Consider the following 22334-nt stretch of genomic DNA (forward strand, 5'->3'; position numbering starts at 1 on the left):
ATCAGCCGACCGAACGAAGCGTATTCCCCTCGGTTGCGACGAGCCGTCCTCCTGCGAAGAACAATGAATCGGCAGCCAAGTCTGTTGTCCAGATGACTTCTCCGCTGATCTTGTCGATCGCCGAGACCTGTCCATCAATCGACCGATAGGCGTATTCGGCGCCGGATGTCTCGTAGCTGATATCCCACGGGGAGAACCCCATCCATGCTCCCGTTGTCAGGTCCACCAGTGACGAGGGGCTGCCACCGAAGTTCGTCACCGTCAGCACATCTCCCTGCGCCTCGAACCGAAGTGGGACCGAGGGGTACTCGAGCTTCCAGTCGGCTAGTGCCGCCTGCCAGATCGTGGAGCCCGTCAGGCCATCGACCAGCGCTACGCCGTTGGCGGAGACGACGACGAATTGACCAGTACCGACCGTGGACCATCGCGGACTTCCGGGTATTGCTGCCGAGGTCAGCACCTCGTCCACCTGGGCCAGGCCGGTTTCCGTCCGCGTCCAGAGGGTGTTGCCATCATCGTCCAAGCCTGTCAGCGTCGATGACCCACCGGCCTCGTCCGGGTTCGATCGAATCGTGTAGCCGGTGAACGGATAGTACTCGAATGGTTCCGGTCGAGCGACGAAGGCGCCTGTGGCCAGGTCGAGCACCCCGTTCCCGGACTGTTGTGGATCGCCGGCGTAATAGGTCACCTTCGCGTAGCCGATGTCGTTGCCGGAGTCACCGACGTTCACGCCTGCAGCATCGATCCGGGTGACCCACTGCGCATCGGTCGTGTTAGCCGGGTCGAACCTCTTGACTAAGGAGTACGGGAGGACGTCGCCCTGGTCGTCACGCTGTGCGAGGGTGGCGTAGACGTCGCCCGAATCGCCGGGAACGACGGAGACCTTCTTCAGGGTTTCGCCGGGTTCGGCGGGTTGAAATGCCGCTACGGCTGTGCCTGTCGACAGGTCGAGAACCTCGCGGGGCCCGTTCTCGCTACCGGTCGTGACGACGAGCACTCGTCCGGACGTCCCGAGGACGAGTGCGCGGGCGTCCGCGGACGAGACGCCGGCCTCGAGATCCCAGTGCCATTCACGACTCCAGACCTGGTCACCGGTTCGTGTATTGACGAGTGTCACAGAGAGGCTCGAGGTCGACGCGGGCAAGGACTCGGACGTCAAGTCGGCTCCGTGTTCCGGGGCGACCGAGATCAGGGCATAATCCTCCGAGATGTCGATGGATCCGACGAGCTTTCCCGGTTCTCCCAGACCGGGAGGCTGCAGCGACCAAGTCGGGCCAGTCGGCTGGGTGGCGATGTCCTGGGGGACGATCGGTGCGGTCGCCACTGATATCCGCGCCGGACTCTCCGTCTCCTGCGCAGGTGGCGTCGTGACAGACGCGGTAGGGGTGGGCGGTGTCGAGACCTCGACACCGGTACTCGGTGCTGGCGCACCGAAGAGCGAGTCTCGGTTGAGGGCCAGGGCGGTCGAGCCGGAGGCGACGACGCCCGTGATGATGAGGCCGGCGAGCAGGGCCCGGAGGTGGCTCGTGCGACGCTTCGGCTCCGCCTCGACGTTCTCGATGAGAAGGTGCCGGATCGCAGCACTGCGCTGGGGATCGAACTTCGGTGTCTCAGTCACTTCGCACCTCCCGAGGTGATTGCGGTTCGTTGTATGTCTTCGGTCGTGAGCGCGGAAAGTCGCTGTTTGGCGCGGGACAAGCGCGACTTGACCGTGCCGACGGGAATCCGGAGCGCGGCCGCTGCCTCGGCCAGGCTGAACTCTTCGAGCACGCACAGAGTGATGATGTTCTGGTCGTTCGCAGACAGCTGTGCGAATGCGCTGCCGACACTCCGGCCGCGGCCGGCGGAGTCGATCTCCTCGTCCACCCGATCGAAATCGTGGGCGCCCTCCGGCTCGGCCGGAGGAATGCGATCGATGACCGCCTTGTACCGTCGCATGCTCCGGACGAAATTGTGCGACACGTTGTTCGTCGTCACGAGCAGCCACCCGATCAGCGTCTCGTTGACGAGCGTCACGATCTTGCGTCGCCGCCAGAGCTCGAGAAACACCATCGCCGTCACGTCCTCGGCATCATGCGGCGAACGCATGAGTCGCAACGCCTGACCGAACACGCGGTCGCGGTGTCTGTCATAGAGCATCGCGAACGCCCCGGAATCGCCGCCACGAGCCAGCTCCCAGAGGGCCGGCTCGTTCACTAGTTCTGTGCCCATACCTCATAGTGTCCGGTCGGCTGGAAAAGGTTCCATCGCTGCTGGTGCGTGCCGCAGCGGCTTTCTTGCAGAAGTGACCTTTACCATGGGCAAATGCCCGCTCTTATGCCTCTCGTCGGTGTCGTCATGGGGTCGGATTCCGACTTCTCCGTGATGGCCGACGCCGTCGCCGTGCTCAACGACTTCGGTATTGCCCACGAGGTGCAGGTCGTCTCGGCCCACCGCACACCCGAAAAGATGATCGACTACGGACGCACAGCCCGTGAGCGCGGGCTCAAGGTGATCATCGCCGGCGCCGGCGGCGCCGCCCACCTTCCAGGAATGCTCGCCGCCGTCACGACCCTCCCCGTCGTCGGCGTGCCCGTGCCTCTCTCCCGTCTCGACGGCCTCGATTCGTTGCTGTCCATCGTGCAGATGCCCGCGGGCATCCCCGTCGCCACCGTGTCGATCGGCGGTGCGAAGAATGCCGGCCTCATCGCCGTGAGCATCCTCTCGACCTTCGACGACACGCTCGCGGGCAAGCTCGGCGACTATCGCGAAGAGCTCACCGCCGTTGTCGAACAGAAGAACCAGGACCTGCAAGCGCGCCTATGACCACTGTCAACGCACCCATCCGCTATCCGGATGTGGCCTCTCCCAAAGTCATGACCGCCCGAGCCTGGGTGCTGGTCGTGTTGAACTTCGTGCTGCCCGGCTCCGCCCAGGTGCTGGCCGGCAGCAGGCGCCTCGGCCGCTTCGGCCTGGCCTGCACGCTCGGCCTGGTGGGACTCGCCATCGTGGCGGGCCTGGTCTATCTCATCTGGCCCCAGGTCATCTTCTCGATCTTCACGAACGAGTGGAGCTTGTGGGCGGTGCAGATCCTGCTCGTCGCCTATGCCGTGCTGTGGGTGATCCTCGCCCTCGACACCCTGCGCCTGGTGCGTCTTGTGCGTACGCGGCCGAAGGCACGCGGCTGGATCGCGGCCTTCACCACCGTGCTGCTCGTGCTCTTCGCCGGAGGCGCGGGCTACGGCGCCTACCTCGTGAACGTGACCCGCGACACCGTGGCCTCGATCTTCGCGGTCCAGGCGAATGCCGAGCCTCCCGTCGACGGCCGCTACAACATCCTTCTTCTCGGCGGTGACGCCGGTGCCGATCGCGACGGCCTGCGCCCCGACAGCATCACCGTCGTCAGCATCGAGGCCGACACGGGCCGGGCCACGATGATCGGTGTTCCGCGCGACCTGCAGCAGGTGCCGTTCCCCGAGGGATCGCCGCTCATCGGCTCCGACTTCGATGAGAACGGCACGGGCGTCTACGACTGCGGCTCCGATTGCCAGATCAGCTTCCTGTACCCCCGCGTCGAGGCCTACGACGAATACCGGGCGCTCTATCCGAACGCGGAGGCAGAGGGGTCGAGCCCGGGTATCGAGGCCACGAAAGACGCGGTCGAAGGGGCGCTCGGCATCACCATCCAGTACTACGTGCTTATCGACATGCAGGGCTTCGCTCAGCTCATCGACGCCCTCGGCGGCGTCGACATCAACGTCACCGAGCGCCTGCCCATCGGCGGCGACGAGAACCTCGAGCAGGTCGAGGGCTGGATCGAGCCCGGCCTGCAGCACATGGATGGAACGACGGCGCTCTGGTACGCCCGGTCCCGCCACTCCACGAGCGACTACGACCGCATGAGTCGCCAGCGCGAGCTGCAGACGGCCATCCTCACGCAGTTCCAGCCGGCCAACGTGCTGTCGAAGTTCCAGGGCATCGCCCAGGCCGGCGCCGACGTGGTGAAGACCGACGTGCCGCAGTCGACCCTGGCGTACTTCCTCGACCTCGCGCTCAAGACGAAAGACCTCCCGATCGACAACGTCGAACTCGTGCCGCCGCTGATCGATCCCGAAGATCCCGACTGGGCCACCGTGAGGCAGTCCGTGACAGACGCCCTCGTGCTCAGTTCGTCGAAGACGCAGTAGCCGGGGCGCACCGCATGCGGGGGATGGGCGTCACTGCCAAGAGGCGTGCCACCGCGCAGCGGGCGCTTCGAGGTCGGGTCGAGGGGCGCATCGTCGTGGTCACGGGCGCGTCGCGCGGCATCGGGGCGGCGACAGCTCGGGTGATGGCGGATGCCGGTGCCCGGGTCGTGCTTATCGCTCGCGGCGCCGAGGCGCTCGCCGCGGTGGCCCACGGCATCCGTTCCCACGGGGGAGAGGCCCATGAGGTGGTGCTCGACCTGCGCGATACCGATGCGGCAACGGCCGCGGCGGCCCGCATTCTCGACGAGATCGGAGTGCCCGAGGTGATCGTGTCGAACGCGGGGCTGTCGATCAGACGGTTCCTGCCCGAGTACACGCACCGTTTTCACGACGTGCTGCGCAGCACAGGAACGAATTTTCTCGGCCCTGTCGCGCTGTGTCTCGGGTTGCTCCCGGCGATGGCCGCGCGGGGCGGTGGGCATCTCGTGTCGATCGCGACGGTCGGTGTCGACCTGCCCGCTCCGGGATGGAGCGTCTACACGGCGACGAAGACCGCCTTCGAGGCCTGGCTGCGGGCTGTGGCGCCCGAGCTGAAGGCGCAGGGAATCAGCACCACGAGCATTCACCTGCCTTTGGTGCACTCGAGCATGAGCCACGCGACGCCTCTCTATCGCTTTCTGCCCGGACTGTCGACGGCCGCGGCCGCCCGCGTGGTCGCGTCGGCCGTCGTGCGTCGGCCGCGCCTCGTCGCCCCCGTCTTCGCCCGGGTAGGAGGGGTGATTGCCGTGGTCTCTCCGGCGCTCAGCGATCTGCTGCTCACTCCCTTCGCGGGCCGTGCCCATCGCCGTCTCGCACGTCGGGCCGATGCGGCCTGACCGGCGCTCGCGCGGCTCGGTCTCGCGTGCGTCGATTCTCTCGGGCGTCGGGCCGCTGCTGATGGTCGCGGCTCGGAGCGGATTTCTGTTGCGTCCGTGGCAGGTGGTGACCGTGCTCGTGCCGCTGGTTCTGCGGCACGGCGCCGGCCTCGACACGGTCGTTCAGGTGTCGGCGCGTCGCTCCGGTGGGAGCACCGCGGTGATCGACGACCTGGGCTCGACAAGCTACGACGAGCTGTGGAGACGGGCGATGCTGATCGCGCGGGGACTCGTGTCGGTCGTTCCGGGCGCCGAGGCGGCCTCCGATCATGAGAAGCATGCGCATCCACGCGCGTGTGTACTCGTGCGATCCCGGGTGAGCCCGCTCGCGGCCATCGCCGGAGCCCTGCGCGCCGGATTCGAGGTGATTCCGGTCGACTCCTTCGGAGGTGCGTCGTCGTTGACCCGCACGCTGCGTGCCCAGAAGCCGCTCGTCGTGATCGCTGACGCAGACGGTCTGCGCGCCGTGCGCGAGGCCGGATTCTCTGGCCCCGTCATCGATCAGGATCGCCCTCCTCGCTGTATGGGGGTGCGGTCGCCGCGCCCCGCTCGACGCGGGCGCCTTGGCCTCCTCACCTCCGGCACGACGGGTGCGCCGCGCGCGATCGGATCACCCGATGCGACGCTCGCGCGCGCCGGCGGACTGGCCGCCCTGCTGCTCGCGTCGGGAGTCCGGAGCCGGCGAGCCCTCCTGGTGCTCACCCCCCTGCACCACGGCCACGGGTTGAGTGCCGCCGTCGCCGGCATCCTCGTGGGAGGTGCCGTCGTGCTCGGCCACGGACTCCGCGGCGCCGCGCTCCAGCGCATTCTCGACCGCCACTCACCGGTCGCCCTCACGCTCGTGCCGACCCAGCTGGTGCGGATGCTCGCGGACGGCGTCGTGCCGCCCGCATCGGTGAGGCGCATCCTGAGCGGATCTGCCCCGCTTGCACCGCAGCACGCTGCCGCAGCCATCGACGCCTGGGGCGGCGTGATCGTGAACGCCTACGGCTCGACCGAGACGGGCACCCTGACGCGCTCGACGCCCCGGCAGTCGTCGCGCGAGCCGGGAACGGCCGGTCGTCCGCTTCCCGGCATCTCGATCGCGGTGACGGATGCCGCGGGTCGCCCGGTGTCGCGGGGAGCGACGGGCGAGATCCGAGTCGTGATCGCGGGTGCGGGCGGGAGTCGCCGCACCCACGACGTCGGGTGGATGTCGCCGGCCGGGCGGCTGCACGTCACCTCACGGAGCGATCGGATCGTCGTCTCGGGTGGCGAGAACGTGTCGCTCAGCCGGGTCGAGGAGGCGCTGGCGGAGCATCCGTCGGTGGGCAGCGCGAGCGCCGAAGGTGAGGACGACCCCGAGTTCGGACGGGTGGTCTGCGCCGCCGTCACACTGCGGGCCGGCCTCGAACCATCCGATGCTCCCTCGCCGGACGAGCTCCGGTCATGGCTGGATGCGCGGGTCGAACGGTTCGAGGTGCCGAAACGGATCGTCGTGCGCGAACCGGAGCGACCTGTTACAGGTCGGCGTGCAGCTGCCAGACCTTCTCGGCGGAATCGCGCCAGCTGAATGCTCGGGCGCGGTCGTATCCGCCCACGGAGAGACGTTCGAAGAGCTGGGTGTCTCCGAGCACGCGGGTGATGGCCGCGGCGATGCGCTCCGGATATCCGGCCGGGTCGTCGCGCTCCACCGGGACACTCGCTCCGGCCGTGACCTCGAGCAGCGCGGGCACGTCGGAGTGGATCACCGGGGTGCCGAAGTTCATGGCCTCGATCACGGGGAGCCCGAACCCCTCGGCGAGGCTGGGGTAGACGAAGAGCGAGGCACGGTCGAGCAGCAGAGCCAGATCGGAGTCGGAGACGAATCCCAGGGTGCGTACGCGTTCGGCGGGCAGACCCGCCTCGGTGACGACGCGGGCGACATCGAGATCGCCCCAGCCGTCGGGGCCCGCGATGAGCAGCGGCAGATCGGGCACGCCGGGGCGTGCGAGCGCCGCGATCAGGGGCGCGAGACCTTTGCGGGGTTCCAGGGTGCCGACGGTGAGGATGTACTCGGCAGGCAGATCGAGCTCCGACGCGCGCTCGTCTGCATTCTCGGGCACGACGAGCTTGGAGCTGACGGCGCCGCCGATGACACGCACCCGGTCGCCGAAGTCGACGAACTCGCGCAGCTCAGCGGCGACCGCGTGGGTCGGAACGACGATGGCGTCGGCGTAGCGACGCGCCCGCTTGGCCAGCCCCTTGTGCCAGGCGACGCCGTGCTTGGTGAGCGTCTCGGGGTGGGTCCACGGAACGACGTCATGGATCGTGACGGCCACCTGCTCGCCGATGGAGTTGACGCGGTCGATCTTGCGGAGAGGGGCGAGCAGGCTGGTGGCATGGATCATGCCGCGGCCCTTGGCCCCGGTCGAGAATCCGTGCTGCCAGGCGCGTGCGAGCTCGCGTCGCGGCAGAGACAGGCGTGTGAGACCGCCGAGACCGGGCAGCCGGGCCAGGGTCTCGTCGTACGTCTCGTCGGGCACCTTCGAGATGATGCCTTCGACGTCGCACCCACGAGGTGCCGTGGCGATCAACTCACGTGTCAGTTCTTCCGTATAGCGACCGATTCCCCCCGGTACGGTCGCCACCATCTGATCAATGATCACCCTGAGGGTTGTCATCAGTCTCCAAATACTTCCCGAGTGCGCTGCAGAGTGCAGCCCACCGGACACCGTCGCACGGGTTCGAATTCCGCTCGGGACCTGCGACAGGTCTCAAAAAAACCGGGTGGACAAGCCGCGGGGCGGAACGAACAAAACGACGAACTGTCCGTGGCTCCGACCCTATCAGTGTCCAATGAGGCTTCCTGAGAGGCCGCCCGGTAGACTTCTCCACCATGCGTGGAATCATTCTCGCCGGCGGCTCCGGCACCCGGCTCTGGCCCATCACGAAGGGCATCAGCAAGCAGTTGATGCCCATCTACGACAAGCCCATGATCTATTACCCCCTGTCGACGCTGATGATGGCGGGCATCAATGAGATCCTCATCATCACGACTCCCGAGTACAACGAGCAGTTCAAGTCTCTGCTCGGCGACGGCAGCGAGCTCGGCATCCGCCTCGAGTACGCGGTACAGCCGTCGCCCGACGGACTCGCCCAGGCTTTCATCATCGGCGAGGAGTTCATCGGTGACGAGAGCGTGGCCCTCGTGCTCGGTGACAACATCTTCCACGGAACGGGCCTCGGCTCCAGCCTGCGCAACAACACCTCATTCGATGGCGCCCTGATCTTCGCCTACCACGTGGCCAATCCGCGCGCCTACGGCGTGGTCGAGTTCGACGACGCCAACGTGGCCGTGTCGATCGAGGAGAAGCCGCTCGAGCCGAAGAGCAACTACGCCGTTCCCGGCCTCTACTTCTACGACAACTCCGTGGTCGCGATCGCCAAGACGATCGAGCCCAGCGCCCGCGGCGAGCTCGAGATCTCGACGGTCAACGAGCGCTACCTCAAGCAGGGCAACCTGCGGGTGCAGGTTCTCGACCGTGGAACGGCCTGGCTCGACACCGGCACATTCGAGTCGATGGTTCAGGCCACCGAGTTCGTGCGCGTCGTCGAAGACCGCCAGGGCTTCAAGATCGGTTGCATCGAGGAGATCGCCTGGCGCGCCGGATGGATCTCGGACGAGCAGCTGCGCGCGCTCGCGGCTCCCCTCGTGAAGAGCGGATACGGGGCCTACCTCAACACGCTTCTCGACGCCCGCTGATCGGCAGTAGTACTCGGGGATGATCTTCAGCTTCGACACGCGTCGAATGTGGCTTTCTATGTGTTTGCTCTGAGATGATTCGCAGACCATGCACCAGAACCACAGCGAGTTGTTGTCGTCGCCCACAAAACCGAACGACGATGCAGCCATCCTGTTCTCGAAGCCGTTTCACGCACCGCGTGAGATGGCCAATCTTCGACAGGTCGTGCGAGGCGACCACGCTCACGGCGACGGCGACTTCACCCGCTCCGCCACCCAGCGGCTCACCGAGATCACCGGTGCCGCGGCCGCGCTTCTGACGACCTCCGGTTCGCACGCGCTCGAACTCGCCAGCCGGCTCCTCGACCTGGGCCCCGGCGACGAGGTGATCCTTCCGAGCTTCACCTTCCCCTCGGCGGCCAACGCCATCGCCCTCACCGGCGCCACCTGTGTGTTCGTCGACGTCGACATGCGGAACGGAAACATCGATCCGCAGCAGGTGGCCGAGGCCATCACCCCCAGAACCAAGGCGATCTCCGTCGTCAGCTACGGCGGGGTCGCCGTCGACTTCGAGGCCATCACGGCGATCGCCGACGAGCACGGGCTCGCCATCATCGAAGACAACGCGCACGGCCTGGGTGGCGCCTACCGGGGGCAGGCGCTGGGCACCTTCGGCGTGGTCGGCGTGCAGAGCTTTCACGACACCAAGAACGTGCACTGCGGCGAGGGCGGCGCGATTCTGATCAACGACGTGACACTCCTCGATCGTGCCGAGATCATGCGCGAGAAGGGCACGAATCGAGCCCGTTTCCTGCGCGGGCAGATCGACAAGTACACGTGGGTCGACATCGGGTCGAGCTACCTGCTGAGCGAGTACAACGCCGCAGTCCTCGACTCGCAGCTCGAATCGTTCACGCGCATCCAGCAGAAGAGGCACGCGATCTGGAACAGCTACGCGACCCGGCTGCCCTCGTGGGCGGCCGACGAGAACGTGCGGCTGATGGATGTGCCGGCCGACCGTCGTCATCCGGCACACCTCTTCTTCCTGCAGACTCCGGACCACGACTACCAGGTGGCGCTGCTCGCGTACCTGCGTTCGCTGGGGGTCTTCGCGACCTTCCACTACATTCCGCTCGACTCCGCCCCGGCGGGCCTGAAGCACGGCCGTCGCCTGCGCGAGCTCACACAGAGCCAGAGCTTCTCCGACCGCCTCGTGCGCCTGCCTCTGTGGGCCGGCATGAGGCAGGGCCAGATCGACCGTGTGATCGAAGCGGTGTCCTCCTTCCACAGGTGAGGCCTCGTGCACCGCGGGGAGTCCCCACCCGGGGCCCGGGATTGCATGGCTAAGATCGGGGGAGCTTTCCGCCGACGCCCGAGGACGAAGAAACACCCATGAAGACCGTTCTGCTGCGCCTCTCCGGCTTCACGGTGCTGCCTCTGCTGTCGCTCATCACGCCGTTCCTCCTCCTTCCCATCGTCGCGGCGATCGTGGGAGGCGACGGGGTCTCGAGTGTGATCTCGGGCCAGGCGATCGGCACGTTCGCCGCGACGGCGTTGATGTGGGGCTGGAACGTCGACGGTCCCGTGCTGATCGCGCGCGCCGCCACTGCCGAGGAGAGGGCCACGGTCTACCTGCGCAGCGTGCGCACGCGGATCGTGCTGCTGGTCTTCGCTCTCCCCATCGCCTCTGTTATCGCCGCGTTCGTCGCCGTGCCCGAGTTCCGCGTCGAGGCCGTGTCGATGGCGCTCGCCACGGCCCTCGTCGGCATGTCGCCGGCCTGGTTCTGCATCGGCCTCGGGCAGCCCAGGCTGCTCGCCCTCTACGACACCGTCCCGCGCTTCCTCGCGACCCTCGTCTCCGTTCCCCTGCTCCTCGCCACCCAGCAGGTCTGGAGCTACACGCTCGTGCTGGCCGCCGCGACGGGGGTGAGTCTCGTGCTCTTCCACCGCAGGTTCTCGCGCGGGGGCGTCTGGCTGCCGACTCCGCTCGGCGCAGCGCTCCGCGACCTGCGGTCGCAGGGTCACACCGCCGGCATCAGCATGGCCGGCAGCGCCTACGCATCCACCCCGGCGCCGATCGCGACGGCGACGACCAGCCCCGTCGCATCCGGAAGTCTGTCGACGGCGGACACGCTCTACCGGTTCGGTCTCTTCACCGTCGTGGCCCTGGGCAACGCGCTGCAGAGCTGGACCATCGAGCCGGGCATCGCGAACAGAAGGCAACGGCACGCGTTCGCCCTGTGGTCGCACATCGGCCTCGGCGGCGCGGGTCTGGTGATCCTCGTGCTGGCCGGCCCCTGGGTGAGCGAGATCCTGTTCGCGGGCGAGGCGCGGGCCACCGTCGAGGTGTGCCTCTACTACGGCATCGCCTTCTTCTTCCTCTCGGTCGGCACACCGCTCATGCGCAACGTGCTGATCCCCGCCGGCCGACAGCGGCTCATCCTGCGGTGGACTCTCGTCTCGGCCGTGCTCGGAATCGGTGCGATGCTCGCCGCCGGTCTCTCCGGGCACGCGGCTCTGATCGCTCTGGGCATGGCGCTCAGCGAGGCGGTGCTCTGCGCGGCCCTGGCCGTGCCCGCGTTCCGCGAGCTGCGTCGCCAGAAGGAGGAGCCCCATGTCGGTTGAGCCCCGCTCCTCGCGCAGTGTCGTCGCGATCGTCGCCTCGTACCGCCCCGACGCCGATCTGGTGACGACCGCGGCGAAGCTGACGCAGCAGCTCGACCACGTGATCGTCGTCGACGACGGATCGCCGGCGGAGTTCTCCGGGCGTCTCGACGAGATCGAGGCGACGGGCGTCACGGTGATCCGCCGGCCGCAGAACGCCGGCATCGCCGCGAGCCTCAACGCCGGAATCCAGGCGGCCGACGAGAACGGGCGGCCCGACTTCGTCGTGACCTTCGACCAGGATTCGGTGCCGGTCGACGACTACGCCGAGCGGGCGTTGGCCACCTACGACGATGCCCGCGCGGCGGGGCGACGGGTCGGTTTCGTCGTCGCCTCGTCATACAGCGGGCACGCGGTGCACACCCGCGGAGACGTCGCGGGCTTCACCGTGGCGTTCGACCCCATGCAGTCCGGTTTCGTGATTCCCCGCGAGACCCTCGAATCGATCGGCCGGTTCGACGAGGGCCTTGTGATCGACGGCGTCGACAGCGAGTACACGGCGCGGGCGCGTGCGGCGGGCCTCGACGTGCTCGTGGGGGCCGGATGCGACATCCGGCACCAGCTCGGTCGGCGCGACCCCGCGCGGCTGTTCGGCAGGCCCCTGCGGGTGCTCGGTCGTGAGCTGAGCTACAACTACCACTCTCCGCAGCGGGTGTACTACATCGCGCGCAACGGCACGACGCTCACCCGGCATTACCTGCGGAAGGACCCGTCGTGGGTGCTGCGCAGGCTCGGGGAGGAGACGAAGGCGCACCTGCTTCGGCTCGCCTTCAGCCCGAATCGGCGTGCGATCGCCGTGGCCATGATCGCGGGGTATCGCGATTCCTTCCGGGGGCGCACCGGCGTGATCCCGGCGACGCTGGCCCGGCGACTGCGTTGAACGCGGTCGTCAGCGGCGGTTGAAGACCCGCGTGACGAGATAGGCGCGGGTCGACAGTCCCACCCGCACCGCCAGACGCACCGGCGCGAGGTACCAGCCGCGGTACTTGCTCGACAGGAAGCGGTAGGCGCTCTCGTGGTGCACGAGAACCATCTTCGTGGAGTGCTCGTCTGTGGAGTGCGCGCCCGAGTGCATGACCGTGGCCGACGGGGCATACCTGTTGCGCCAGCCGGCCTTGGAGAGGCGGTAGCCGAGGTCGACGTCTTCGAAGTACATGAAGAAGCGATCGTCGAAACCGCCGACGGCGTCGAAGGCCTCACGGCGGATGAGCAGGCAGGAACCCGAGAGCCAGCCGGCGTCGCGCTCGCGGGGAGGACGCTCGTTGTCGCTGTGGTACTTGCGGCTCCACGGGTTCGAGGGCCAGATGTTGGCGAAGAGCGCGTGGCCGAGGCCCATGCGCAGCGATGGGATCGCGCGCGCCGACGGGTAGATCTCGCCGTCGGTCTCGACCAGGGGTCCGACAGCGCCGATGCGGGCATCCGATTCGCCGATCCGCACGAGCTCGTCGATCGCCCCGGGGCGGATCTCGATGTCGGGATTGCTCACGAGAACCCAGGCAATGTCGGCCGGCAGGCTGCGAACGGCCGCGTTCATGGCGCCGCCGTAGCCGAGGTTCGCACTCATGGGAAGGTAGGCGACGCCGTAGTGTTCGGCGAGCTCGCGCACGGGCCCGCCGGCATCCGGACGGTTGTCGGCCACGACGACCTGCAGCTCGGAGACGCTCGCGTGCTCGAGCGACGCGAGGAAGCCGTCGAGCACGCCCTCCGAACCGTAGCTCACCGTGACGACGCCGGCCGCGGCGGCGCTCACGAGGAGGCTCCGGCCTCGGCGAAGGCGCGGGAGTAGACGGCCGCGCATTCGCTCCAGGTGAACCGCGCGCTGCGGGCGAGCCCTGCATCGGCCAGCGCGGCCCTGTGCTCGGGGTCGTCGAGCAGTTCGCGCAGCCGCGTGGCGATCGACGCGGCGTCGGTCTCGGTGTACTCGACGGCGTCGCCGCCGACCTCGGGGATCGAGAGGCGCTTCGTCGTGAGCACGGCCGCGCCGCTCGACATGGCCTCGAGCACGGGCAGCCCGAAGCCTTCGCCGAGGCTCGGGTAGACGACGAGCTCCGAACCGCCGAGGAAGGCGGACAGAAGCTCGAGCGGCAGGTAGCCGGCCTCAATGACGGGTCGCTCGCCCTGAGGCAGACGCGCGTTGCGGTCGAGTGCGTCGTTCGCCGACTCGTCCCACCCGCGCGCCCCCGACAGCACGAGCACGGGCGTCGTGGGATCCGCTGCGCGGAGGGTCGCGTGGGCCTCGATCAGGGCGGGGATGTTCTTGCGAGGCTCGATCGTGCCGAGGAAGGCGATCCATGGCTGGTCGGGTCGCAGGCCGATCTCGCGCCGAGCCTTGTCGACGGCCTCGGGGGTGGGCGGCGCGAAGACGGTCGGGTCGACACCGAGGTAGCCCACATCGATCGAGTCCTGGGCGTGCGCGACGTAGCGCTGCACCTCGTCGGCCGTGGCGCGGCTCGCCGCCACGAGCCGGTCGGCCCGCGCGTTCGCCCAGCGAATCCAGGTGCGGAAGAAGAGGCCCTTGAGGCGGGAGTGCGCCTCGGGCGAGCTGAAGAAGGTGGCGTCGTGCAGGGTGACCACCCGCCGAGCCCGCGCGATGAGGGGGAACGTGTAGTGCGGCGAGTAGATCACGTCGGCATGGCGGCGGCGGGCGAGGGCCGGGAGACCGGTCTGCTCCCACAGGAAGCGGCCGCCCCGGAGAGACACGAGAGCCGGAGCGACGAGATAGGTGTGGCCGGGCGCGACCGCGTGCAGCGCAGGGATGTCGTGGCGCTTCGCGACGACCTCGACGAGCTCGCCGTTCTGCTCGAGTCCCGAGAGCAGTCCGGAGATGAAGCGGGCGACGCCGCCGTGACTGGGCGGAATCGACGTGGCGTCAAACAGTACGCGCGGCTGAGCCATGGTGCTCCTCCTGCCTGACGACCAACGCGCGGCGATCGGCCGAATGGATGCGCAGGGCGACGACGGCGAGAACGACGAGCCCGGCGGCGAACAGCGCCAGCGGAACCGCGATGCCGCCGGGCGGAATCCAGGCGGGATCGGTGATCAGCTGCTTCCACGATGTGTCGCTGCCGATCACATTGCGGCGGAGCGCCTTGAGGAATGCGTAGCCCTGCCCGGCGACGAAGCCGAGCAGCACGGCGAGCACGAGACGGGTCAGGCCTGCGGCCCGCAGGGGCTGCTCCTCGATGCTCAGGCCGACGAGTGCGGCGACGCCGATGATCAGCATCACGAAGATCGGCAGGCCGTATCGTCCCTGCCAGATGAAGCCGCCCGAGGTGATGAACGCCGCCTGGATGATTGCGGGCAGAAAAAGGGCCAGCATGAGCAGCATCGAGCCGACCAGGGCCCGACGCCCCCGCAGGAGGGTGAAGCCCGCGAGCAGGATGGCCCCGACGAGGATCGTCCAGATCACGATCGTGGTTGCGGGCACTGGTGTGTCCATCCACCCGAAGTTGCCGATCATGTCGGCGCCGTTCGTGAAGGTGAGGGTGATCATCTTCACGAATCCGAAGAACGGGCTCTGGCCCACGTCGGGGAAGACCGTCGTGATGACCGGGGTGGCGGGCGCCCCGCCGGTCGCCTCGGTGGCGAGCCTCGAGCTGATCGGCGTCCACGCCAGCGCGAACGCCGCGCCCACCGCGATGATCGCCGCGGATACCAGCACCACCCGGCGGCGCAGGAGTCGGCCGAGCTCACGCCAGCTCAGCAGCAGCAGGGGGAGCAGAATCGCCAGCGCGATCCAGAGCGGCGAGATCGTGCGCGTGTTCGCGGCGAGCACCGAGACGATCACGAGAATGATCGCCCGTTCACGAAGCAGCCGTTCGTCGGCCTGGGTGACGATCGTGAGCATCGCCACGAACGCCGCGATGGTTCCGGAGATCTCGAACGAGCTCGGATTCACCAGCCCATTGACGTAGATCACCATGGGAGTCAGCGCGACGGTGAGCCCGATGAGGGGAATGGTCGGCCTGCGCCAGGTCGACACGAGCATGAACGCCAGGGCGAGGATGCCGGACGACAGGACCGCGCTGACGATGCGCATCGCGTAGATGCCGACCTCGTTCGAGAAGATGAGGGTCGGCCATCCGACCATCGCGTAGTAGATCGGGTTGTAGTAGCCCGCCGTGGTCGTTCCCGTGACCAGTTCGCCCGGGTCGCCGACGAGTGGCGGCGCACAGTTCGCGGGCACCTCCGGGTTGAACACGAAGCACGTCTGGGCATTGCTCCACGAGACGTAGTTCGGCACCGACACCTCGTTGCCGTAGCTGCCCTGGGGCCCGACCAGTTCGCCCCGCGCGACCGAGGCGGCCTTGATCAGGTGGGCGGGCTCGTCGGGACCCGAGCTGATCGGCGACGCGATCGCCCAGGCGGACGCGAGGAGGGCCAGCGCGATCCAGGCACCCGCGAAGACGCCCCATCGTGCTCGAGACGGGCGGGGGGCTGCCGAGGTCACGACTGTTCCTTGATCGACTTCTCGAGCTCGTCGATGCGCAGCTGCTGCAGGGCGGCCGTCTCGGCGAGAACGCGGGTCTTGGTCTCGAGGTCGGTGAGTTCTGCGCTGTGCTGGATCGACACCAGGAACAGCACCGCCATGCTCACGAAGAAGATGAGGTTGGTCGGAACGGCGACCCCCACGAGGCCCGCTGCCCAGCCGAGGATGTCGGGGAACAGTCCGACGAGCAGCGCCAGCGATCCGGCGAGCAGCCACCAGACGGCATGGCGCTCGCGCAGGCGCCTGCGGCGCAGCATCTCGATGACGACACCGAGCGTGAGCAGGGCCGAGAAGACGCCGAGCAGGTATGTGGCGATGGTCATCGGGTCGAAGCCTCCGAGGGCAGGATGACGGGCGGGCGAAGCAGGGCGATGAACAGCGCCATGACCGCGCGGCCGAGATAGATCGCCGCTTTGAACGGGTTGTGGGAGGGGCGTCCGCCTGCACGGGGCCGCATGGCGACGGCCACCTGGCTCACCCGCAGGCTGGCCCGGCTGGCGATCACGAGGGATTCCACCGTGTCGCCGAGGTACTCGGCGGGGTAGTGCGCGGCGAACAGGCGCACGGCGCGGGGGCCGCTGGCGCGGAAGCCCGAGGTCGTGTCGGTGAGTCGCGTTCGGGCGAGACGGCTCAGGATGCCCGAGAGCATCAGCATCGCCCACTTGCGGGGGCCGCGCACCTCGTAGTCCCCGGTTCCGGCGAAGCGCGCGCCCAGCACGAGGTCGCTGGAGTTCAGCTGCTCGATGAGGGCGGGCAACCCGACGGGATCGTGCTGGCCGTCGGAGTCGACCTGAACGACGTTGCGGTAGCCGTGCTCGAGCGCGTACTTGAAGCCGACGCGCATGGCGCCGCCGACTCCGAGGTTGAACGGAAGCGTTGCCACGATCGCGCCGGCCGCAGCCGCCTCCGCACCCGTCGCATCCATCGAGCCGTCGTCGACGACGAGGCAGGCGATGCCGGGATACGCGGAGAGGACCTCGCGAACGACGTTGCCGACGGCCTCTTCTTCGTTGAGTGCGGGCATCACAATGAGTGTGCCGTCAAAGGGGCGGGGCATCCGACCATCATAAGCGCCCGCGAAGACGGGGGAGTGGAGGCGCGATCAGGCCCGGGTGATCTGTTCGACGGACGCCGGCATGCGACCCTGGCGCCCCCGCACCCCGTCGCGCCAGCCGGCGACGAGGAGACGGGCCAGCGTGAGCCTGTTCGGCGAGAGGGCGAGCACGATGGCGAAGTGTCGAGCGTCGAGTGCGGTCTCTCTCACCGACCAGGCCCGGTGACGGGCGCCGAACGCCCGGTTCATCAGAACGCGGTTGCGGGCCAGGTAGTAGTAGCGGAAGGGAGCACTGCGCACGAGCGAGACGTCGCGGCCGCCGAGGCGGAGACGCCGCCCGAAGATCGTGGGATGGAAGCGGCCTCCGAGGCTGTGGCCCAGGTGGGTGCCCGCCGCGAGCACCGTCTCGAAGCCGGCGTCGGTGAGACGCATGAAGTACTCGGTGTCGACGGAGTCGATGAAGAGGCCAGCGCGGAACGGGCCCGCGTCGCGCCACACCGAGCGGGGAATGACCAGGCCCGACTGGATGGGCTCGAGCCCCAACACGACGCCGTTGCGCACCTCGGCCACGCGCGAGGGCAGTCCCTCGACCGAGTGCGGGGCGACGAGGCCGACGCGCACGCCCGCCGTCGTGGCGGCGTCGTATGCGGCGACGGCGCGCTCGACGTAGTCGCCCTGCAGCGTGGAGTCCTGGTCGAGTGTCAGCACGAACTCCGCACCGGGCTCGCTATCGAACGCCGTGTCCACGCCCGCGTTGAGCGCGGCGGCAATGCCCGAGTTCTGACCGAGCAGAACGACCTGGCAGCCGGCCGCCGCACAGGCATCCAGAATCTCTGTCACGTCGGCGGTGCTGCCGTCGTCGACGATCGTGACCGACATGGTCTGCGAGAGAAGAGAGGTGCACGCGTCGAGAAGCGCCGGGCCGGGATTGAAGGCCGAGATCACGGCGACGACCCGCGTCGACGGGGCCGGTCTGTCTGTGCGATGCACGCGAAGCCTCCTTCTCGTCGGGCGGCCGCCCTTCGACAGGCTCAGGGAGCGACAGGATCAGGGAACAGCTGCGGCGGGCGAATACTATGGTGGCATGATCCGGGCGAGCGTGTGCATGGCCACCTACCGAGGCGCACCGTTCGTGAGGGAGCAGATCCTCTCGATCCTCGAGCAGCTGCACGACGACGACGAACTCGTGATCGTCGACGACGCGTCGCCCGACGACACGGTCCAGGTCATCGAGCAGATCGACGATCCCCGCATCCGCCTGCACGCCGAGGCGGTCAACCGCGGCTACGTGCGAACGTTCGAGAACGCGATCCGTCGCGCTCGCGGAACCTACATCTTCCTCTCCGACCAGGACGACGTATGGACGCCCGGCCGACTCGACCTGATGATCCGACACCTCGGCAGCAGCCTGGTCGTCGCCGGCAACTACTCGGTGCTCGGCGAACACGGCCGGATGCCCGCCCGCCGGCCCCTGAGGCCGGGTTACGACCGGCAGATCGGCTGGAACACGCTCGCGATCCTCGTGGGCTACCGGCCGTACTTCGGCTGCGCGATGGGTTTCCGCCGGGAGCTCGTGCCTGATCTGGTGCCCTTCCCCGAGATCTTCATCGAGTCGCACGACCTCTGGCTGGCGATCCTCGGAAATGCGACCCGGTCCATCTCGCATCTCGACGAGGTCGTCGTCGAGCGTCGCCTGCACGACTACAACGTCACGCCGCTGAAATGGCGGCCGCTCGGCACCATCCTCACGGCGAGACGGATGCTCGCCCGGGGCATGCTGATCGCCCGCCGGCGGGTGCGCCTGAGGCCGCCGCAACCGATCGGCTAGCGGCCGCCCAGAACGTGCCGCAGCAGCGCGCGACGGCCATCCGAATCGCCCGATCGCAGGGCGGCGGGCAGCTCCGACAGTGCGTTGAGTCGCGACGGCACGTGTCGTCGGGCGACCCGGGCGGCGCGGTGCCAGCCGAGGTCATCGCAGCGGTCGGCGGTCTCGTAGAAGACGTCCCGCTCCTCGGCGAACTTCGATCCGTCGACGCCGCCCTGCGACGACACGCTCGCCGCGTGCCTGCGATAGTCGAAGACGACCTCGTCGTCGAGCACGAGGGTGCCGCCCGAGAGGACGATCTGCATGATCAGGGTGAGGTCCTGCACCACACGGCGATCCTCCCTGAAGCCGAACTCGCGCAGACGGTCGCTGCGCCAGCAGAGCGAGGGGAAGTAGCACCAGTTTCCGCGCAGCAGGCTGGCGGCGAGTTCCTCGCCTCCGAGAACGCGCGGGCGGGGGCCGCGGGGGCGCAGTGCCGTCTTCACCCGGTCGGCGAGCGGGAGAGCGGGTTCGCCGTTCTGGTCGATCACCGCGACACCCGGCTGCAGGAGATCGGCCTCCGGATAGCGGGAGCGCAGCTGCGCGATACGTGCCGCATAGCCGGGCCGCATCAGGTCGTCGCACCCCATGATCACGGCGAAGTCGTTCTCGATGAGCGAGATGCAGCGGTTGAAGTTGCCGCTGACACCGAGATTGTGCTCGTTGCGCAGGTAGGTGATGCGGGGATCGTCGAGTCCTATCGCCCACTCGCCCGCCGACGTGTCGGGATAGACATCGTCGACGATCACCAGGCGCCAGTCGGCGGAGGTCTGCGCGCGCACGCTCTCGACCGCGCTTTGGAACTGATCGATGCGGCCGTAGAACGGCATCAGGATGTCGAGGGTCATGTCGTCTCGACCGCGAGGGCCTGGGCTCGGCGGCGCAGTCGGCCCCACGGGGTCACCCGGAAGATCGCCTCGGAGTGGAACACGAAGAGCAGGTGCAGGGCGACGGCGAATGCGACGGATCCGATGACCCAGATCGCCATCGGCGACGGCAGCCCGGGCCACCACCATTCGACGGAGGTGTCGAGGTTCCACCCGCCCATGTCGACCCCCGTGATGTAGCGGCGGATGTTCTCGTGCAGGGCCACGGAATTGGCGACGATGAGGGTGATCTCGACGAGGAGGGTCTGCACACGGCCCATCTGGGGCGTGCGCTGCCCCAGGTGGAACAGTGCGACACCCCCGAAGATCACGATCAGCGGAAGGATGTATCTCGGCTGAACCTCTCCGCCCACGCGAGTGTTGCTCTTGACCAGGATGTACACGGGGATCGCCACGAGGGCAGAGACGATGACGCCGAGCACCAGCAGCTTGCGCCACGAGGTGTGTGCGAGTCCGGTGAATGCCACCACGCAGAATGCGGCGAGAGCGCCGACGGACACGACTCCCGGCATCGGGGTGTCGAACCATCCGAGCTGCCACGAGCCGAACACGGCCGCCCAGAGCAGGGGCACGTCGAGGAGATTGATCGTGAGGAGATACCCGATATCCGTCGAGGCCGCCTGGGTGCCGGTGCCGAGGCCGCCCGACGCGCTCGCGGCTTGATTCGACGTGAGGAAGAGGGTGACGGCGATGACGATGCTGGCGATCGGCAGCAGCGCGAGCAGGGCGTAGCGGCGCTCTTTCCTGAAGGTCAGCGCGACGGCGACGAATGCGCCGAGAACGGTGTACAGGGCCGAGTCCGCCCGAGACCCCGCACCGAGACAGACCGCGATCAGCGCCACCACGACCAGGGCGAGCTGTCGTCGCCCGTGCGCCTCGAAATACCCGACCAGCGCCAGCCAGACGGTTCCGCCCGAGATGATCGCCCACGCGCTCGGATTGTTCGACGCGATGAGGAACATGCCCAGGGGCACGATCGCGATCGACCACGACCACGCCAGAGTCGACCGTCGTCGGGCCGGCAGCAGGAAGTAGAGGAGCGCCGTGATCCCCAGGAAGATTGCGATGTTGACCAGACGGATGGCCACGACCGAGGCCTCGATATTCGTGGAGGCGAAGACGCCCATCACGGAGTAGTAGACGGGCGGGTACAGGCCCTCGGAGTTCAGTCGAGAGGTCGGCACCAGCGCGGTGGGCTCGGCGATCTCCTCCTGGCAGGACGCGCTGATCGCGGGCTCGTTCGCGTAGCAGACCGGGGCGTCTCGGGTGAGCTGCGGCACCAGCCGCTCGCCGGGCGTCGACGTCGACTCGCAGAGTCCCTCCCTGTCGCCGAGACCGCACCAGATGCTCGCGAGATGGAAGTCGTCGTCGGGACTCGATCCGGCGGGCGACGACACGGCCCAGCTTCCGAGCGCCACGAACATCAGGAGCAGGACCACCGCCGCACGGCCGATCGCCCCAGCCGTCTTCGCCGACCGTGAGGGTGTGTTCGTCATGTCAGTCCTGCACGGTCCACTTCGAGACGAACGACCTCGGCAGTTTCGCCGCCCTGTCGGAGCGGCGCCCGTCTGACAAGTAGGAGGGCAGCATCAGCATCGCCTGCACGAGCCCGGCCGCGGTGGCCGTCACCTGCACTCGCGCGTCGGAGTCGCGTCGATCCGAGGCGAGGCGCCGGACGGCCTTGAGGAGGCTGCCTCCGGTGCGCACGATCGACCGCACGACCATGGGGGCGGGCGCGTTGCGCGCCGTGACGAGGATGCGGTTGCGCACGTTGTGGCGCAGGAAGAACGGCGAGCGGATTCCGCTGGACGCGGCGTGACGGTGCCACACCGTCGCCTTCTCTGCGTAGACGATCTGCCATCCGGCACGGCGCAGCCGCCACGACAGATCGGTGTCCTCGTAGTACATGAAGAGGCGTTCATCGAACAGGCCGACGGAATCGAGGGCGGCTCGACGGATCGCGGCCCCTCCGCCCGAGAAGCCGAAGACGTCGACCGGACTCGTCTCATCGTCGGTGGTGTCGAGCCAGGAGCGGTCACGGCCGTTGCCCGAACGTGAGACCTGGTTTCCCGTGCTGTTGATCAGGGCTATGCCCGAGCCGGGCGTCGCATTGCGCGCCACGCGTTCCCATCGCTGGCCGGATGCCGAGACGTACGCGGTCGGGGAGCCCGGCGCGGGGATGAAGCGTCCGCTCAAAAGGATGCGTGCCGTCACGGCGGCCGTCCGGCTCGATCCGTCCGCGGAGAGAGGCTCCACGATCGCCGAGAGGAAGCCCGGAGCCGCAACGGCGTCGTTGTTGATCAGCACGATGACGTCGCCCGTGGAATTCGCGATTCCCAGGTTGACGCCGCCCGCGAAGCCGATGTTCTTCGGGCTGCGGATGATGCGCACATCCGGGTAGAACTGCGCGATCTCGCGGTCGGATCCGTCGGTCGAGGCGTTATCGACGACGACCACCTCGACGTCGACGCCCGGCGTCTTCTGCTGCGAGAGAGACTCGATGCACTCGAGTACGAAGGCGCCGCCATTGAAGTTCACGACGATGACGGTCGCCCGCAACGTGTCGTGCGGCATGGCTTCTCCTCGGTCGATC

21 protein-coding genes are annotated in these 22334 nt (G+C 68.1%); 9 read left to right on the top strand and 12 right to left on the bottom strand.

Features of this window, described 5'->3' with window-relative positions:
* Position 1: 1 nt before the first annotated feature.
* On the bottom strand, positions 2-1324 hold the full coding sequence (locus QCD70_RS03330; protein ID WP_301213737.1) for a PQQ-binding-like beta-propeller repeat protein: 1323 nt from the start codon (positions 1322-1324) through the stop codon (positions 2-4).
* Between the two features lie 290 nt (positions 1325-1614).
* Positions 1615-2211, bottom strand: coding sequence for an RNA polymerase sigma factor (locus QCD70_RS03335; RefSeq protein ID WP_301213738.1), 597 nt, complete (start codon positions 2209-2211; stop codon positions 1615-1617).
* Positions 2212-2304: 93 nt separating this feature from the next.
* On the opposite strand from QCD70_RS03335, the gene purE reads away from it, so the two are divergent.
* From purE to QCD70_RS03355, 4 genes are read left to right on the top strand one after another with little or no spacing between them, the layout of a single operon-like run.
* Positions 2305-2805: a 5-(carboxyamino)imidazole ribonucleotide mutase gene (gene purE, locus QCD70_RS03340; RefSeq protein WP_301213739.1), complete on the top strand. Its 501-nt coding sequence runs from the start codon at positions 2305-2307 to the stop codon at positions 2803-2805.
* On the top strand, positions 2802-4166 hold the full coding sequence (locus QCD70_RS03345) for an LCP family protein (RefSeq protein WP_301213740.1): 1365 nt from the start codon (positions 2802-2804) through the stop codon (positions 4164-4166). The genes purE and QCD70_RS03345 overlap by 4 nt, the downstream gene beginning before the upstream one ends.
* A 23-nt stretch (positions 4167-4189) precedes the next feature.
* Positions 4190-5041, top strand: a complete 852-nt coding sequence (locus QCD70_RS03350) for an SDR family NAD(P)-dependent oxidoreductase (RefSeq protein ID WP_301213742.1) — start codon at positions 4190-4192, stop codon at positions 5039-5041.
* Positions 5001-6632, top strand: coding sequence for a class I adenylate-forming enzyme family protein (locus tag QCD70_RS03355; protein WP_301213743.1), 1632 nt, complete (start codon positions 5001-5003; stop codon positions 6630-6632). The genes QCD70_RS03350 and QCD70_RS03355 overlap by 41 nt, the downstream gene beginning before the upstream one ends.
* Here the strand turns inward: QCD70_RS03355 and QCD70_RS03360 are convergent.
* Positions 6580-7722, bottom strand: coding sequence for a glycosyltransferase family 4 protein (locus QCD70_RS03360; RefSeq protein WP_301213744.1), 1143 nt, complete (start codon positions 7720-7722; stop codon positions 6580-6582). The two genes, QCD70_RS03355 and QCD70_RS03360, sit on opposite strands and share 53 nt — an antisense overlap.
* 215 nt (positions 7723-7937) lie before the next feature.
* Between QCD70_RS03360 and rfbA the strand changes: the two genes are divergently transcribed.
* From rfbA to QCD70_RS03380, 4 genes are all read left to right on the top strand, one after another.
* Positions 7938-8804, top strand: coding sequence for a glucose-1-phosphate thymidylyltransferase RfbA (gene rfbA, locus QCD70_RS03365; RefSeq protein WP_301213746.1), 867 nt, complete (start codon positions 7938-7940; stop codon positions 8802-8804).
* 88 nt (positions 8805-8892) lie between these two features.
* Positions 8893-10077 carry a dTDP-4-amino-4,6-dideoxygalactose transaminase gene (rffA, locus tag QCD70_RS03370; protein WP_301213747.1) on the top strand — a complete coding sequence of 395 codons (1185 nt, stop codon included), beginning with the start codon at positions 8893-8895 and terminating at the stop codon, positions 10075-10077.
* A 98-nt stretch (positions 10078-10175) separates the two neighbouring features.
* A complete protein-coding gene (locus tag QCD70_RS03375) occupies positions 10176-11408 on the top strand; it encodes a polysaccharide biosynthesis protein (RefSeq protein WP_301213748.1) in 1233 nt (410 codons plus the stop codon).
* Complete coding sequence (locus QCD70_RS03380; protein WP_301213749.1) at positions 11398-12327, top strand: glycosyltransferase; 930 nt, start codon at positions 11398-11400, stop codon at positions 12325-12327. Before QCD70_RS03375 ends, QCD70_RS03380 begins: the two co-directional genes overlap by 11 nt.
* Before the next feature lie 9 nt (positions 12328-12336).
* Here QCD70_RS03380 and QCD70_RS03385 read toward each other — a convergent pair whose 3' ends face one another.
* The 6 genes from QCD70_RS03385 to QCD70_RS03410 form a co-directional block, all read right to left on the bottom strand.
* Complete coding sequence (locus QCD70_RS03385; protein WP_301213750.1) at positions 12337-13197, bottom strand: glycosyltransferase family 2 protein; 861 nt, start codon at positions 13195-13197, stop codon at positions 12337-12339.
* Positions 13194-14342, bottom strand: a complete 1149-nt coding sequence (locus QCD70_RS03390; protein WP_301213751.1) for a glycosyltransferase family 4 protein — start codon at positions 14340-14342, stop codon at positions 13194-13196. The genes QCD70_RS03385 and QCD70_RS03390 overlap by 4 nt, the downstream gene beginning before the upstream one ends.
* Complete coding sequence (locus QCD70_RS03395; protein ID WP_301213752.1) at positions 14317-15897, bottom strand: DUF2142 domain-containing protein; 1581 nt, start codon at positions 15895-15897, stop codon at positions 14317-14319. Before QCD70_RS03395 ends, QCD70_RS03390 begins: the two co-directional genes overlap by 26 nt.
* Positions 15894-16259, bottom strand: a complete 366-nt coding sequence (locus tag QCD70_RS03400) for a DUF2304 domain-containing protein (protein ID WP_301213754.1) — start codon at positions 16257-16259, stop codon at positions 15894-15896. The genes QCD70_RS03395 and QCD70_RS03400 overlap by 4 nt, the downstream gene beginning before the upstream one ends.
* Positions 16256-16960, bottom strand: coding sequence for a glycosyltransferase family 2 protein (locus QCD70_RS03405; protein WP_301213755.1), 705 nt, complete (start codon positions 16958-16960; stop codon positions 16256-16258). Before QCD70_RS03405 ends, QCD70_RS03400 begins: the two co-directional genes overlap by 4 nt.
* Before the next feature lie 78 nt (positions 16961-17038).
* Positions 17039-17980, bottom strand: coding sequence for a glycosyltransferase (locus QCD70_RS03410; RefSeq protein ID WP_301213757.1), 942 nt, complete (start codon positions 17978-17980; stop codon positions 17039-17041).
* Between the two features lie 94 nt (positions 17981-18074).
* Between QCD70_RS03410 and QCD70_RS03415 the strand changes: the two genes are divergently transcribed.
* Positions 18075-18818, top strand: coding sequence for a glycosyltransferase (locus QCD70_RS03415; RefSeq protein WP_301213758.1), 744 nt, complete (start codon positions 18075-18077; stop codon positions 18816-18818).
* On the opposite strand, the gene QCD70_RS03420 is transcribed toward QCD70_RS03415, so the two are convergent.
* From QCD70_RS03420 to QCD70_RS03430, 3 genes are read right to left on the bottom strand one after another with little or no spacing between them, the layout of a single operon-like run.
* Positions 18815-19702: a glycosyltransferase family 2 protein gene (locus tag QCD70_RS03420; RefSeq protein WP_301213759.1), complete on the bottom strand. Its 888-nt coding sequence runs from the start codon at positions 19700-19702 to the stop codon at positions 18815-18817. The two genes, QCD70_RS03415 and QCD70_RS03420, sit on opposite strands and share 4 nt — an antisense overlap.
* On the bottom strand, positions 19699-21237 hold the full coding sequence (locus QCD70_RS03425; protein WP_301213760.1) for a DUF2142 domain-containing protein: 1539 nt from the start codon (positions 21235-21237) through the stop codon (positions 19699-19701). The genes QCD70_RS03420 and QCD70_RS03425 overlap by 4 nt, the downstream gene beginning before the upstream one ends.
* A gap of 1 nt (position 21238) precedes the next feature.
* Complete coding sequence (locus QCD70_RS03430) at positions 21239-22315, bottom strand: glycosyltransferase family 2 protein (protein WP_301213761.1); 1077 nt, start codon at positions 22313-22315, stop codon at positions 21239-21241.
* Positions 22316-22334: the final 19 nt, after the last annotated feature.

Origin of the sequence: Agreia sp. PsM10, from assembly GCF_030433855.1 — a bacterium.
GTDB lineage: Bacteria > Actinomycetota > Actinomycetes > Actinomycetales > Microbacteriaceae > Agreia.

What these genes read in the sequence shown, in the direction of transcription:
- QCD70_RS03335 (WP_301213738.1), bottom strand. Translation starts at nt 2,211, where the DNA reads ATGGGCACAGAACTAGTGAACGAGCCGGCCCTCTGGGAGCTGGCTCGT.
- purE (WP_301213739.1), top strand. Translation starts at nt 2,305, where the DNA reads ATGCCCGCTCTTATGCCTCTCGTCGGTGTCGTCATGGGGTCGGATTCC.
- QCD70_RS03345 (WP_301213740.1), top strand. Translation starts at nt 2,802, where the DNA reads ATGACCACTGTCAACGCACCCATCCGCTATCCGGATGTGGCCTCTCCC.
- QCD70_RS03350 (WP_301213742.1), top strand. Translation starts at nt 4,190, where the DNA reads ATGGGCGTCACTGCCAAGAGGCGTGCCACCGCGCAGCGGGCGCTTCGA.
- QCD70_RS03360 (WP_301213744.1), bottom strand. Translation starts at nt 7,722, where the DNA reads ATGACAACCCTCAGGGTGATCATTGATCAGATGGTGGCGACCGTACCG.
- rfbA (WP_301213746.1), top strand. Translation starts at nt 7,938, where the DNA reads ATGCGTGGAATCATTCTCGCCGGCGGCTCCGGCACCCGGCTCTGGCCC.
- rffA (WP_301213747.1), top strand. Translation starts at nt 8,893, where the DNA reads ATGCACCAGAACCACAGCGAGTTGTTGTCGTCGCCCACAAAACCGAAC.
- QCD70_RS03375 (WP_301213748.1), top strand. Translation starts at nt 10,176, where the DNA reads ATGAAGACCGTTCTGCTGCGCCTCTCCGGCTTCACGGTGCTGCCTCTG.
- QCD70_RS03380 (WP_301213749.1), top strand. Translation starts at nt 11,398, where the DNA reads ATGTCGGTTGAGCCCCGCTCCTCGCGCAGTGTCGTCGCGATCGTCGCC.
- QCD70_RS03390 (WP_301213751.1), bottom strand. Translation starts at nt 14,342, where the DNA reads ATGGCTCAGCCGCGCGTACTGTTTGACGCCACGTCGATTCCGCCCAGT.
- QCD70_RS03400 (WP_301213754.1), bottom strand. Translation starts at nt 16,259, where the DNA reads ATGACCATCGCCACATACCTGCTCGGCGTCTTCTCGGCCCTGCTCACG.
- QCD70_RS03405 (WP_301213755.1), bottom strand. Translation starts at nt 16,960, where the DNA reads ATGCCCGCACTCAACGAAGAAGAGGCCGTCGGCAACGTCGTTCGCGAG.
- QCD70_RS03415 (WP_301213758.1), top strand. Translation starts at nt 18,075, where the DNA reads ATGATCCGGGCGAGCGTGTGCATGGCCACCTACCGAGGCGCACCGTTC.
- QCD70_RS03420 (WP_301213759.1), bottom strand. Translation starts at nt 19,702, where the DNA reads ATGACCCTCGACATCCTGATGCCGTTCTACGGCCGCATCGATCAGTTC.
- QCD70_RS03425 (WP_301213760.1), bottom strand. Translation starts at nt 21,237, where the DNA reads ATGACGAACACACCCTCACGGTCGGCGAAGACGGCTGGGGCGATCGGC.
- QCD70_RS03430 (WP_301213761.1), bottom strand. Translation starts at nt 22,315, where the DNA reads ATGCCGCACGACACGTTGCGGGCGACCGTCATCGTCGTGAACTTCAAT.